This is a genomic window from Shinella curvata, from assembly GCF_022899935.1.
Classification (GTDB): domain Bacteria; phylum Pseudomonadota; class Alphaproteobacteria; order Rhizobiales; family Rhizobiaceae; genus Shinella; species Shinella curvata.
This window is the reverse complement of sequence record NZ_JALJCJ010000003.1, coordinates 284889-298946: the sequence shown is the minus strand read 5'-3', so window position 1 is coordinate 298946 and position 14058 is coordinate 284889. Positions and strand designations below refer to the sequence as shown.

9 protein-coding genes, 1 tRNA gene and 1 pseudogene are annotated in these 14058 nt (G+C 57.6%); 9 read left to right on the top strand and 2 right to left on the bottom strand.

Annotation, left to right across the window (positions count from 1 at the left end):
• From MUU55_RS12970 to MUU55_RS12945, 5 genes and pseudogenes are all read left to right on the top strand, one after another.
• Positions 1–3159: hypothetical protein (locus tag MUU55_RS12970; RefSeq protein WP_244761165.1), on the top strand; the 3159-nt coding region annotated here is incomplete at its 5' end.
• The gene (locus tag MUU55_RS12965) at positions 3147–3953 is read left to right on the top strand and encodes an AAC(3) family N-acetyltransferase (protein WP_244761164.1); all 807 of its coding nucleotides are present in this window, start codon (positions 3147–3149) and stop codon (positions 3951–3953) included. The genes MUU55_RS12970 and MUU55_RS12965, both read left to right, overlap by 13 nt.
• Positions 3934–5244, top strand: coding sequence for a DUF4910 domain-containing protein (locus MUU55_RS12960; protein WP_244761163.1), 1311 nt, complete (start codon positions 3934–3936; stop codon positions 5242–5244). Before MUU55_RS12965 ends, MUU55_RS12960 begins: the two co-directional genes overlap by 20 nt.
• Positions 5245–5505: 261 nt before the next feature.
• Positions 5506–6012, top strand: coding sequence for a transposase family protein (locus MUU55_RS29110; RefSeq protein WP_280518941.1), 507 nt, complete (start codon positions 5506–5508; stop codon positions 6010–6012).
• 582 nt (positions 6013–6594) lie between these two features.
• Positions 6595–6905 (top strand): annotated as a pseudogene (locus MUU55_RS12945) (transposase); the annotation flags it as partial.
• A 434-nt stretch (positions 6906–7339) separates the two neighbouring features.
• On the opposite strand, the gene MUU55_RS29105 reads toward MUU55_RS12945, so the two are convergent.
• Entirely contained in the window at positions 7340–8782 is a 1443-nt protein-coding gene (locus MUU55_RS29105; RefSeq protein WP_280518940.1) for an MJ1477/TM1410 family putative glycoside hydrolase, read from the bottom strand.
• Between the two features lie 171 nt (positions 8783–8953).
• Here MUU55_RS29105 and MUU55_RS12930 point away from each other — a divergent pair.
• A tRNA-Gly gene (locus MUU55_RS12930) sits at positions 8954–9027 on the top strand.
• A gap of 8 nt (positions 9028–9035) precedes the next feature.
• Here the strand turns inward: MUU55_RS12930 and MUU55_RS12925 are convergent.
• Positions 9036–10478 carry an alpha/beta hydrolase family protein gene (locus MUU55_RS12925; protein ID WP_244761162.1) on the bottom strand — a complete coding sequence of 481 codons (1443 nt, stop codon included), beginning with the start codon at positions 10476–10478 and terminating at the stop codon, positions 9036–9038.
• 356 nt (positions 10479–10834) lie between these two features.
• Between MUU55_RS12925 and MUU55_RS12920 the strand changes: the two genes are divergently transcribed.
• The 3 genes from MUU55_RS12920 (at position 10835) to MUU55_RS12910 (ending at position 14046) form a co-directional block, all read left to right on the top strand.
• Entirely contained in the window at positions 10835–11581 is a 747-nt protein-coding gene (locus MUU55_RS12920) for a transporter substrate-binding domain-containing protein (RefSeq protein ID WP_244761161.1), read from the top strand.
• A gap of 145 nt (positions 11582–11726) precedes the next feature.
• Positions 11727–13382 (top strand): amino acid ABC transporter permease, encoded by a 1656-nt coding sequence (locus MUU55_RS12915; RefSeq protein ID WP_244761160.1) that lies wholly within the window; start codon positions 11727–11729, stop codon positions 13380–13382.
• A 16-nt stretch (positions 13383–13398) separates the two neighbouring features.
• Positions 13399–14046: an SDR family oxidoreductase gene (locus MUU55_RS12910; RefSeq protein WP_342346055.1), complete on the top strand. Its 648-nt coding sequence runs from the start codon at positions 13399–13401 to the stop codon at positions 14044–14046.
• Positions 14047–14058: the final 12 nt, after the last annotated feature.

Sequence of the window (14058 nt, the reverse complement as noted above, 5' to 3'; positions counted from 1 at the left end):
GAGTGCATTTCGTCCTTCGCGTCCAATCCGGCCACGAAGCCTCGTCCCAATCAGGTGGCGTCGGTCCTTGGTTCGGTGATTGCCGTAGGGGAAAACGATGGTGTCGCGGCTCTTCTGCCGCTGCTTCCCAAGTCGGCGGAAGGCGCTGCTGCGGTGTTTGCCGTTGCAGAACGCAATGCCAATGCCGGTGACACCGGTACGGCCGGCATTCTGGTCGCCCAAGGCCTGTCCCTCGATCCGCAGAATGCCGATGGCCGGTTGCTGGAGGAGGAGATCCGGTATCGAAGTGGACTGGATAGCCGTGACGCGAGTTTGGGCGACGTCCTCAGAGAGGCAACAACGCGACGTTTACAGAAATACTCGCTGGCCGCTGCAAATTCCGACAGGGGGGCAGCGGGGGCTGCCCTCGCATTGTTCGAACTGGAATGCCGTAGCGAGCGATTGGGACGTAGCGTGGCAGCGAACGCATTCAAATATCTGTTCCAGACATTGCCCAGTGATACGTCTCCTCTGGGGCCGGCCTTGGAGGCGTTGCGCCGGAATCCCAATTTGAAGTTGACGCTGACCTACGCTGTCCTCGCCCTCGTGGAACAGGAGAGGGAAGGAGAGGCGCTCGATCTTATCAGGATAGCGATCGAGCGGGAATTCGAGATCATTTCTCAGGATGCCTATTCGGCTGAAAGCGGTCTCAAGCGGGTTCTGCTATACCTTTCGTTGCTTTCGCCCTGCCTGGACGAAGCCTTTCGGCGCGCCGCCCTTACCGACGCGCCCGAATTGCTTCGGAAAATCCTTCCTTTGATGAGGGATGTGCGTGCAGCCGCTTTCGATCTTTATCCAGTGCAGGTCCGGAGCCTTTTCAAGGCGGCCGTCGGCATAGCGATGAAATGCGGAGATGAGGAACTCATTCATGACATGTTGGATGAGACCGCTCGGCTGTCTCCCGAAGATGCTGCTCTTCAGTCGTACGTTCTGCAAGGCGCGTCAGGCTCTCCCAAGTTTCTCCTGAAGAACACCGGGCGGCTGAAAGAATTGTATGTGCGTGTTGACCAAAGTGTTCAAGATCGCCTTGCTGCACAGGAAGTCGCGGCTGCCGAAGGTGAAGCGCTGGACCTTTCAAAGGAACCACAAGAACTGCTCCTACCGGAGGGCAACGAGAGTGATACGGGTGACTTCTCGTATGGCGCGAATGAGAGAGATGAGGAAAACCGTATCATTCGGGAACTGCTGAACGGGCTGCCTACCAGTGAGCGCCGGGACTATATTGTTGAAAAAATCGATGGCTTCCCGGAACTTGATAAGGAAAGGGCTATTTTCTCGATCAAGGCCGGTTTGGTGTTCGGGGAATACAGGCTTGTTGAAACCGGTCTTCGGTTTTTTGAGGATGATGTTAGCCCGACCATCGATGTATTGAGGTTGCGGTATCAGTATGCCAGAAGGCTGGGCGATTTATCGCTCTCCGTCGCGATTATCGAGGAAATTATGGATCGCGTTTTCAAGCGCGCTCATGACTTGCAATCGTCGAACATCGCATCCTTGTTGTCTATTCGAGAGGAACTCGAGGAGGTCCTCTTCGTTCAGAAATACGAGCAAATTTGCGCCGAAACGACGATCGATGCCCAAAATCTGGCAGGCGTCGTCTTTACCTTTGCCGTATCACGTTGGAGGCTCCGCAATCTCCCGCTTTTCGCTTTTGCGCAACTGCGAAAGCGAAACGTAGCCATTGTATCGCTAATAGACGGGGTCATGCCGTCAGACCGGACGGGGCGGCCGGAAATTGATCAGTTCGCCGGTGCCTTTACAAAATTCAAGAGGTTCTACCGTCGGTGGAATAAAGGCGAAGGCCAAGGGCTGGAAAAATGGGACCTTCGACCTGAACAAGGAATAATGTCTTATGAAGGTTTGAATGTCTTCCAGGGCTTTGTAGAAACGCTTCAAACCCAGGATAGAAGAAATACGTTCGATTTTTCCAATCCTTCGGTTCTTCGTCGAATGGAAAGATACATTAATCATGCCAGCCACCTCATCCGTGGATTGGAGGACATGGAAGACGTATTCCGTAGGGTAGATGTTCCGATCAGGTTCATCGTGACAGATGGGCACGTTGCAACAATGCCTATTTTTCGGCAGTTCTGCTTGCTCAAAAATATCAAGAATGTAGAGGCTGTTTATATAAATAACTCTTATGAAAACTATTATTCAAACTTGTCGACTTTCGTTTCAACCAGCCTGTCGGTAAAAAACATTACCGCCACTCCCACATTGCGAGCGCCATTCCTGGCGGTAGAGTCGGAGTTTCTGGCGTGGCTCGACAGCAATCAACACAGGAAAGAAGAGTGGAAGAGCCTGGCCGACAAGGCGATGACCCACGATCGCGTTCGACGGCAGACCGACGATGTTGAGCGTGACAGCGTCCTCACCCGGGTCGAGGCGGCACGTGAGGCGGGAATCCATGTAATCGGTCTGTTGGGGAAAGTGCCGGCCGACCTCGCCGTTCCCGTGGATGGCGGTCCCGCACACAAGGACATCAGGGATTGGCTGAACCACACCGTTTCCGTCGTCGGCAGCGACCCTCGGACAATGCTTCTGATAAAACCTCATCCGCATGAACGGCGCGGGGAAATCGGACGGTTTGTGACAGAAGAGTTCGCCGATATGATTCAGGGGCCGCTTCCCTCGAACGTGATCATTCTTGGCCACCAATGGTTTAATCTCAAGGACATGAAGGAACTCATTGATCTCGGGCTGCTGTGGAATGGCACGGCTTGCATGGAGTTCGGCATGTTGGGTATTCCAGCCCTCGCCGGCGGTTGGTTCGCGCCGATCGATTATCCAGTCGGTATAAGGACGCCAATTGATCGGGAAGAATATGAATTCCTGCTGCGAACTCCTGGCGCCGTTGCCTTGGAACCCGACGTCGGTCTGAGGTGTCAGGCTCTGATGGCCTATATGGCGTCAGAAGAAATGTCGATACCGCACCGCTACACGGCGCGGCCTGCAACAAATATTGGGCTCAAGCGCTATTTCCAATGGTTCGATGAAGACGTCGAAAACTGGCGCAAGTTCGGCGATCCCAGTATCGAGAGAATTTGTGATCGCATCATGGAAGAGAAGCCACGGGAACCTCTGCCGGAATTCATGAAAAAAGGATGGCTGGTCTGATGCATCCACGAGAAACAGTCGAGCGCCTCGCAGCCGAGTGGCGGAAGGCGGGTGTTGAAGCCGGAGATGTTCTGTTGCTTCATAGCGGTATCTCCCGGACGTTGCGGCGTATGCGAGAGTTTGGTTTTGAAAATCCCGACCCCGCCCTAATCCTCGACAGCTTCCTCGCGGCCATCGGTGACGACGGGACGTTGCTCCTCCCGCTGTTCAATTTTGATTTCACCAAGGGCGTACCGTTTGATATTCGTTCGACGCCAAGCCAAATGGGCGCGTTGACGGAAGTCGGACGTTTGCGTGAGGGCGCCGTGCGGACTGGGCATCCGATTTACTCGTTTGCTATACTCGGGCGCAGGGCCGAGGATTTTCGAGGGCTAGTCAATCTCAGCGGCTATGGTGCGGATTCGCCCTTTGGCAAGCTGCATGGACTGGACGGCAAGATAGCCGTGCTTGATTTGCCGGACCAGAACAGTCAGACCTTCTATCACTATGTCGAGGAGAGCCTGAGTGTTCCCTACCGCTACCGTAAGTCGTTTACCGCTGCTTACCTAGGCGAGGATGGGCATGCCGGCCCACGTACCTTCGAACTTTTTGTGCGCGATGTCGAAAACGGCGTTTTGACGCATGTGGATCCAATGGGAGAGCTCCTGTGGGAGCGGGGCCTTTATCGTGGTGAAAGGCCTAAGCAAGGCGCGGGATTGCGAACCATCTCGGCGTCGGCAATGTATGATATGACCGCGGAGGTTATTACCAGCGGTCGCGCAAAGGGCTTGTTGTATGACATCCAAAATCCGTGATTTCCATCTCGCTGACGTGGGTGGTTTCTGCCACGAACTGGCAAGGCAGCTTTTTCCCATCTGCCGCAGCCTTACCGGCCCCGGGGTTCGCGAGACGCTGGCCCATCTGAAGGTTTTGCTCCCCGATTTAACGGTGCACGAGGTGGCTTCTGGGACGCCGGCCTTCGATTGGGTGGTGCCCGATGAGTGGACCATCCGAGACGCTTATATCGCTGATGAAAGTGGTGCCCGAATCGTCGATTTCCGGTCGCACAACCTCCATATTGTCGGCTATTCGGAGCCCGTCGATATATGGGTGGATCTCGAAGAGCTCGACAAACATCTCTACTCCCTTCCCGACCAGCCGACCGCTATCCCATATGTGACGTCTTATTACTCGCGTCGGTGGGGCTTTTGCCTTCCGCACGAGCAACGCGTATCGCTGAAGCCGGGGAAGTATCACGTCGTCGTTGATGCGGATCTGAAACCCGGCGTTTTGAACTACGGCGAGTTGATCATTCCGGGCGAGACGAAAGAAGAGATTTTCATATCGACCTATGTCTGCCATCCGTCCATGGCGAACAATGAGCTTTCAGGGCCGGTCGTTGCGACGGCGCTGGCGTTGTGGGCTTCATCCCTGGAGCGTAAAAAATACACTTATCGATTTGTCTTTATTCCAGAGACGATCGGTTCAATTGTATATCTCAGCAGGAATATTTCCCATCTTAAGTCGCATGTTATCGCGGGATTTAATATTTCCTGCATCGGTGATGACCGTGCATATTCGTATTTGCCCTCCCGCAATGGAAATACGTTGTCGGATAAGGCTGCTTTGCATGTTCTTAAGCATATTTCCCCTGATTTCGCGCGGTACACCTGGCTTGATCGAGGAAGTGACGAGCGTCAATACTGCGCGCCAGGCGTTGATTTGCCGATGGCAACAATCACGCGCAGCAAATATGGCGCTTATCCCGAATATCATACTTCTTTGGACGACCTTACACTGGTGACGCCGACAGGGTTGGCCGGCGGTTTTGAAGCATTGAAGAAGGCGATCGAGGCAGTCGAGCATAACGCTAGATTCAAGGTTGCCGTGTTCGGCGAACCCCAGCTCGGGCGCCGCGGACTTTATCCAACAGTGAGTGCCCGTGGGAGCGCCGACGCCGTTCGAGGTATGATGAATCTCATATCATATTGCGATGGTGAGCGGTCGCTGCTTGAAATTGCAGATATTATCGGTGTCCCGATCTGGGATGTCGTCAAGCTTGCGAAGCCCTTGATCGAGAACGGTTTGCTGGTGGAGCAACGCTGAGGATATCTTGGAATTGGCATATTGCACGGCGTCATCGATGCAGTGCCTGAAAAGCCAGATGTTGGCGGCGGTGCGCCGCCAGCCCCCTTCGGGAAGATCGGGATACGAAGTGGAATCGTTTTGCGGATGACAAAGAGCCTCGCCCTCTGCCTCACGCCGCTGAATTTTCCCACACGCATGATTTGCATTGAGACTTGGCTCTGACTCACATTTGCTGCTGTCGTGGCGGAGGTTTTTGCTGATTCACCGAAGGATAAGCAAATGGGCCGTCGATTGCCGCGTGCGAGTGTCGCGTCGTTCAGCTTTGCAGTAGAAGCCGTGAAGATCGTTGGGGAATGCGTTGAAGTTCGGCCTCGATCGCGCAATCTCTCAGCGGCTTGTCCAGACTGCGGACGATCAAGCCGACGATTTCAAAGCCGATATGAGCGTCGACCTGCTGACTTACCTTTCGGTAGCCGGCGGGTAGAGTTGACAGTCGTGACGCGTCGGTTCTGGTGCGAAGCAGTGCTGTGTGGTCGGCATATCTTCTGCGAACGGTTTGGTGACAACGTGCTGGCTCGCTATGGTCGAGGCACCCAGCGGCTGGAGACGATTGTTCACCACCTTGGCCAGGCGCTTGGCGGTAGACCTGTCGCAGCATTTGCCGATCGCCTTATGGTGCCGGTGAACAACGACACGTTATTGCGGGTGGTTCGCCGCCGTACTGATGATCGGAACGAAGACCTGAAGGTTATAGGCATCGACGACTTTGCCTTCAGGCGAGGGTAAACCTACGACACGATTGTTTGTGATCTTGAACGGCGCAGACCCGTTACCCTGCTGCCGGATTGTGCGCTGGATACGTCTCGATCATAGCTTGCCAAGCATCCGTCGATATCTATTGTCGCCCGTGATCAGGGTGGTGGCTATGGCGAGGCCATAGTGAAGGCGCTGCCCAATGCCGCCAGGTCGCCGATCGGTGGCACCTGATGGAGAATTCCAGTCGGGCCTTCCTCGACGCCGTGGGCAAGTCGATGCGGCAGATTAGACAGGCAGTCGGCAGCAATGTCGTTGATCCCAAGCTTCTGAGATATGCTGCGAAGCTGCAGTATGAGGGATATCTACACCGCCAAGAAACGAACGAGGCGGTCCGGGAGTTGTCGAAGGAGGGAACATCCATTCGACAGATCGTGCGGCAAACCGGCCATAGCCGGAATCTCGGTCGCGACGTTTTAAGGGGCGAGTGTCTCGACATATTCAGAACGCGAGTCAGCTCTCTGGATAGCTGGCTGCCCGGGGCTCAACAGCCACTAGGAGGAAGGGGCACGGAATGCTTCTGCACTCTGGCGTGAGATGAAGACGAAGGGTTTTGCGGGGCAGAGTGGCGATTACACCGGTGGTGCCGCCTTGCATGATGAACTTCCCAAGGCCAAATGGCTACTCGCTGACCGCGGCTATGATGCCGATTGGTTTCGTGACGCTTTACAGGCGAACGGGATCACCCCCTGCATTCCAGGTCGGAAATTTCGCAACAAGACCGTTAAATACGACAAGCGCCGCTACAAACGGCGCAACCGGATCGAGATCATGTTCGGGCGCCTAAGGACTGGCGGCGGGTTGCCACACGCTACGACAGGTGCCCAATGGCCCTCCTCTCCGCAACCGACATCTTCTGGCTCTGATTAAAGGGTCCTGAGCCTAGACAGTCAGAATGAGGATGTTCTGTTCTTCAAGGACATCAATGCCTCGGATATCGGCCTCTCACGCGTCGTCGTGGATTTGAAGATCGTGGTCACCGCGACAGGGTATGTCATCACGATCGACGAGCAATTCTAAAACAATGCGGAAGGTTGGGGGATTGAGAAAATCAAGTTCGCCGACGAATCCTATATGGACCGTGACGATATCTTGGCCTTTGTTTAACGAAGAAATAGGTATCGGGTCGGCCACAAAAACTTGCCGATCCGATACTGCGCACTATTGGCAGACTGACTCCCATGGCGACATCTCGGTTTACCTCGCTCAAAATACGATAAACTTGCATTCGGGAGCAGCCCGCTCGGCGATTTCGGCGCGGCGAGCGCTACAGCGCGTTTTTGCGATCGTACGCGGAGCCTTACAGCAGGAAATCGGCTTTTGTCAGCGTAAGAGCGTCGTCAAAGTGTAAGACGAAGTTTGTCTTCCCATCTCCATCGGTGTCGCCGTAGACATAGGTGTCCGATGCCTTCTTCTCGTAGCGAAGCTCGCCTGCTTTGCCATGGAATCCGTCGGACTTGATGAACGTGAAAGCTTGATTTCCGCTCTTCGTCGTGTTGGCGTCGATCGCAGACAGGTCGATAATGTCCTTCTGGGATTGAGAGAAATCGAAGATCGTATCGGTTGCTGTTTTCGAGGTGGTTAAATCGGTCTTTGATTTGAACACAAAGGTGTCTTTGCCGCTGCCTCCATAGAGACCATCTGCGCCACTGCCTCCATACAGCTTGTCGTTGCCTTCGCGACCGGCGATCGTGTCATTGCCGCCAAGGCCGTTGATCGTATCGGCGAGCTTTGACCCGCGCAGCACATCCGTCTTTTCCGTCGGCTTGATATAGGCGGCATCGCCATCATGCGTGCCCACGAGCCGGTCGAGATCCCGGTCCGGTGCGGCGAAGGGAATGAAGCCGTCCTTCAGCACCATTTTGTTGAAGTCGGCTACTCGCTTGCTGCCGTTGATATAGTCGACGACGAAGACCGGTTTGCCCTTGTCGAGAAAATCGCGTTTCAGGATCGCGATGGTCTCCTTGTCAGGCGCGAGCGGATTGTTCTCGTCTGCATCACCGCGATAGTAGAGGTCTTCCACGGCAATGCCGCCGATCACATCGAGATACGCTTTCTTGCGGGCAGTGTCCGAGCCGAGATCGTTGAGGATCCAGGCACCATTCTGCGGAATGACGACGAAATCCGGATTGGTTTCCCGCGCATGGTCAGTCAGCTTGACGATGAAGTCGACCATGCGCTGAGCCGCCTGCTTCACATTGGCTGGGTCGCCCTTTTCACGATCCTTGGCCGAAGCCTCGGCGCCCCAGAAATAGTAGCCGTCGACGATGTCGAGATAAGCGGCATCGAAGCCTGCCTTGACGATGGCATCGATCTCGCCGGTCTTCTTCGTGTTGAAGATGATCTTCTGCCAGTCGCTGTCCCAATAGCGAACCTTGCGGCTCTCCGGCCAGTCCGGATTGACCGGACCCAGCCAGTCCGGTGCCGCGCTGGTGAGCTTGCCGGTGGCGATCCCCGTCGTCGTCCAGTTGGAATGCCAGTAGTCGCGGAAATCGGAGGCTTCCCCGATCGAGACATAGGACACAACGACGGACCGCCCGCCCATGCCATCCTTCATCCGCGTGATTTCGCCAGTCGAAAACCGTCCGGCATCCGTTCCATCCCTAGATGCGTCGATTACGAGCAGATCATGCGTCGCGGAGGCAAGCAGGCTCGGATCAAGCGCCGCGCCGTTCAGCCCCTGCAATTCGTAGCCCCAGTTATCAACGGAGACGAAGCCGGTGGAGGTCTTGAATGTCATCATGATGCTGAAGAATGGCCACCGTGAGAAATGTCATATAATTTGTACACTAGCACGAGCTATGTGGTGGCACAGTGGCGAGATGCAGATTTCGGAAAACCCGGAGTTCCCGCAAGCCCGTCCGCTTGACACACCCTGCGAACTGTTGAATGACTGCGGCTTCGGCGTTGCCCTGCGGGTATGATGTAATGGTAGCCTGTCAGCTTCCCAAGCTGAACGCGCGGGTTCGATTCCCGCTACCCGCTCCAGCTCCGTTTCAGCGGTGCGCCGAAGTTAAGAATTGAGTGATTTTGTGAAGGATGGTCGCTGAAGTACCTTGGGAGCGCTTTGGGGGCGCCGCTTGTTCGATGCTGGGCTTGCTGATCAGGAAAGACGCTGTTTCCTTAACCGCCTTTGCGAATGCCTTCCGCACCAGTTTCTTCGGGAATTTTCCCATGGTGAGGACGTGTAAGCCATCCTGCCTGGAATAGGTCCCGAGTTTTGCCTTTGCCATGGCTTCAAACGTCGTGACGAGATGCTTTTTGCGTGGTTCCGCCTTCAGGGCGATGTGCGCGATCTTTCCCTTCGGGGCCCAGGTGAGCTCGTAAAACACACGTCCGCGAAACCCCTTCAGGGGAAGGCGGGCCGTGTTGGTTTCGATAGGGCCGGCAGGCATGACGATAGGCAGGTTCTGCCTGCTCAGGAACCCGGCCCACAGCCTTGTGAAGAACATTTTGTCTGCCAGGGCGTATCGGCTGTATTGCATCTCATGCACCATGTTCAGCATCGAGGCCATGGTCGCAAGCGGCAGGTCCGAATTCATGATGTCGACGAATGTACGAAGCTCCTTGGCGTCCTCCAGGGAGTTGTGCGGCGTGATAGAGCCCTTGTTCTCGATGCTGCGGCAGTAGAGATAGAGATTTCCCCGTTTGTTCAGCCCGTATTTGAGGCCTCCCAGTTGCATCCGTTCGCGGAACGGCGGCAGTTGCGTCTGGTAGTCGGCCTTGGACTTCGCATTGACGATAACGAGGTAGCGCGAGCGGCCGTTCAGCTCCAGATGGTCCAGATTGACCCGGTCTGCATAATCCGGCGAGGTAAGGTCGATGCCCGCTGTCAGGTATCGTTTGGCGGACGGCCATAACAAGGCATAGAATTGCGGGTTGCCCGCAATGGCCGTGGCGCCGACAAGGGCATTGGCCAGCCACAGGGCTGCAAAGCCACCGGCGGAGCTCCCCACGATGCAGATATCTTCATTTGCGATGCCGTAGTGATCCTGAACTTTCCGGATGATGTCGGCGACGACCGGGAGCGCATGTTTGTCCTTCGTGCCGAAGAACCATCCTGTCGAGACCTTGCCGGCAAGGGCCTTGTATGTCGGATCTTCAAAGTTCAGGCAGACGCCTTCGAACCAGGGATGCCAGCTCACCCTGTGAAATTTCGTTTTCGCATCCTTGCGGCCGGCCGCACTGAGGAAGACGAACAGCTTCTTCTTGTCGGACGGGCTGCCGAAACACTCGAGGGTCACGCCGTCGGCGCGCACATTGATCCGGCGCCGCGTCAGGTCGCCGTTCCAGGTCTTCAAGGCAACCTCAACCGGAGGCGCGGCAATAAGGTGCTTGGGGATCGTCGCGTCCTGCACGGTCTTCCCATATTGAGCGGGTGTGATGCCGCTCAGGAGCGAAACTCCGCGCGTGGTGCTCCAGTTTTGAAAAGCATTCATCAAACGTCTCCCGTGACGGCTTCCTATAGGCTGTCACCGTTTGCAATCGCAAGTCTGTCCCGTGATTTTGCCGAGCCGTCGGCGCCATGCGGTTCGCTTCCACAAGGTTTACCGTTCGACCGTGGGCTCGCCATGGCTTTCGGCAGCGGGCTGTTTAGGGAACTCGATGTTTTTGTCCTTCCGGCATGCGTCGGAGGGTGTTGTGTCAATCAAATAAAAACGTTTATATTTTTTCTTGAAAACGTTTTTATTCGTTGTTACGGTTGTTGCAGGATGAGAAGGGCGTCGTCTGTATGCCCGCATGAAGGCTTGTCGAGCGCCGGAAAAACGGATGGCCGATGATTGAGGAGGAAAAGATGAAGAAATTTGTTGCAACACTGGTGCTGGTTGCCTTCGCAGCCGGTGGCGTTCATGCGGCCGATCTCGGCGGCAAGCTCCTGAAGGTGGGGTCCGATACGACATCACCGCCGATGGAGAGCGTGGATCCGGCAAGCGGGCAGATCGTCGGCTTCGATGTCGATGTGGTCAATGCCATCTGCGCCAAGATCAATTGCCAGGCTGAATTCGTGACGACGGGCTGGGACGGCATCTTCGCCGCCCTTGATCAGGGCAATTTCGATCTCGTCGCCTCCGGCGTCTCGATCACTGAAGAGCGCAAGAAGGCGATGGATTTCTCCGACCCCTATATCGTCAACAGCCAGGCCGTGCTGACGCGCGCCGAGGATCAGGGCATCACGCTGGAAAAGTTCAAGGCCGAGGGCCGCAAGCTTTCCGCTCAGGCCAATACGACGGATGCGCAGGTCGCCGAAGGTGTCGTCGGCAAGGAAAACGTCGCGGCCTATGACAGCTTCAGCGCCGCCATCATCGCGCTCAAGAACAAGGATGTCGATGGCGTCGTGATCAACGGCGCCAATGCCGCCGCCTATGAGCGCGAATTCGCCGGCGAGCTCGTCGCCTCGATCAAGGATCTCGAATCCGATCCGCTCGGCCTCGTCTTCCGCAAGGGCGACGAGAATGTCGCCGCCTTCAACGAAGGCCTGAAGGCGATCAAGGACGACGGCACGCTCGACAAGCTCGTCGCCAAATATTGGGGCCTCAAGTAAGGTCTCTTCGCCGGAGGCGCTGTGCGGGCGTTTCCGGCGGTTTTTTCATGTTCAGATGGTTCCGGCGGAGTCCGCTTCGGAGCTGAAAAGCAGTTGAGAGGGCATCGGCGCCGTGCGGCGGGACGCCCTTGCGCCGGAGGCCGCAATGTCGTTCGTCAGAAGCGTGAGACCCAGCAACCTGGTCATCCTGGCCGCGCTGCCCTTCATTGTCTATCTCTTCGCCTCCTCGCCGGATTACCAGCGCTCGCTGCGCGCCATCCTCGGCATCGAACCGGGCTCTGGTATCTTCGTGCCGGGCTTTCTGCTTCTGGCCGTCGCCTTTTCCGCCGGTTTCGCCGTGCTCGTCCTCTCGCGCCTCAAGGTGGCCCGGCCGCGGCTGACGCTGGCGACGGGGCTTGTCGGCTTGCTGGCGACGGCGGCGATCCTGGCTGGCGATCTCGTTCATCCCTTCATCGCGTCGGTGGTGGCGAACGGCGTCGATTCCTTCAAGTCCGATCTCGTCATCAAGGGTGCGACGCCGCGCCAGCTGACGGAGGCGGCCGACCTCATGGTGCGCGGCGTGGAAGCCTGGCTCTGGCCAGCCTATGCCGTGCTGCTGCTCGCCGGTCTCGGCCTCACCTTTGCCGGCAGCCGGGCGCCGGCGCGATCGGAAAGTCCGGCAGGTCGAGCTGGTGCTTGGATCCTCGGTGCCGTCAATGGTGCAGGCCTCGTCTTCGTCTTCCTCTTTGCCCATCTCGCCTTCGCCTCGGGGCTCGCCACGACCATCCGCGCGGCGATCGCCGCCTATATTCTCGCGGCCATTCTCGGCCTGGTCTGGGTCGGACTGCTGAAACTGCGCTATTCGCGCCAGAGCCTTGTGCTGTTCATCGGCATGACTGCGCTGTTTGCCGCGCTTTCGACCTGGTTCCTGCTGCAGCCGCGCGACAACTATGTGCTGGCCGGCACGCTGGGCGGCAAGATCGGCATCGTCACCAACACGCCGGCCGGCCTGATCAGCGCGGTGCGCTTCGGTCAGTACGAGGGCGGTCCGACGACGGAAACGCCGGTGCGTACCTTCGTCACGCCGGAACAGGCAATCGAGACTGTCGCGAAGAAGGAAGACGTCAGCGGCGCGCTGCTGCCGGCCGCCGAGGTTCCCGCCGATTGGCCGCGCCTCTGGCAGGTCGAGGCGCTGAACGACCGCGACCGCGCTGCCGGCATCACCTTCGCCGTCGTCGCCATCGCGCTTGGCCTTTTGACGCTCGGCGGTTTCCTGCATGGCCGTCATCCGCTGTCGATCGGCTCGGAATTCATCGTCGATACGATCCGCGGCATCCCCATGCTTGTCATCGTGCTCTATGTCGGCCTGCCGCTGTCAGGCGCCCTGAAGGACGCGACGGCTGGCGTCTTCGACCCGCCGAACCTCGTGCGCGGCATCGTCGCCATGGCGATCGCCTACTCCGCCTATCTCGCGGAAATCTTCCGCTCGGGCATCAATGCCATTCCGGCCGGCCAGATCGAGGCGGCGGGAAGCCTCGGGCTCAACCGCTGGCAGACAGCGCGGCTCGTCATCCTGCCGCAAGCCTTCCGCATCGTCATTCCGCCGCTCGGCAACGAGCTGATCGCCATCCTGAAGGACACGTCGCTCCTGTCGGTCCTGTCGATCCGAGACATCACGCAGCGCATGCGCGAGTTCCAGTCGGCGAGCTTCCTGCCGTTCGCGCCTTATAACTCGGCGGCGATCCTCTACATCCTGCTGACGCTGGCGGCCGCAAGCCTCGTCAGCCTGATCGAGAAGAAATATGACGTCAAACACCGGTGATAACCACGCTGGCACGGTGCTGATCACCGGTGCCGGGCGCGGCCTCGGCCGCACGCTTGCGGACCTCTATGCGGCGGCTGGCTGGCGCGTCATCCGCTGCATGCGGCATGCGGTCGGCGATGCCTTGCCGCTCGATGTCTCGGATGCCAGTTCCATCGCGGCACTTGGCGAGACGCTCGCCGGTCAGCCGATCGATATCGTCATCAACAATGCCGCGATCCGGGGCGATACCGGCGGTCTTTCCTCTCTGGAGGGGGAGGGGTTCCTGGAGGTCATGCGCATCAATGCATTGGCGCCGCTGCTGATTGCCCGCGCACTTCGGCCGAACCTTGCGGCCGGCAAGCGCAAGGTGCTGGTCAATATCAGCAGCCGCGCCGGCTCGCTGGCCGAAGGTACGCTCGACGATGACGACGGCGACTATGCCTATCGCTGCTCCAAGGCGGCCCTCAACATGGCGACGGTCAAGCTCGCCCAGGATTTTGCCCGGGACGGTATCGCCGTCATCTCGCTGCATCCCGGATGGGTGCGCACCGATATGGGCGGCGATGAGGCGGCGATCGACGTTGGCACCAGCGCGGCGGGGCTGAAGGCGCTGGTCGACGGCACGACGATGGCTGAGAGCGGCGGCTTTCGCGCCTATGACGGCCGGACGGTGGCGTGGTGAACACGAGCCGCA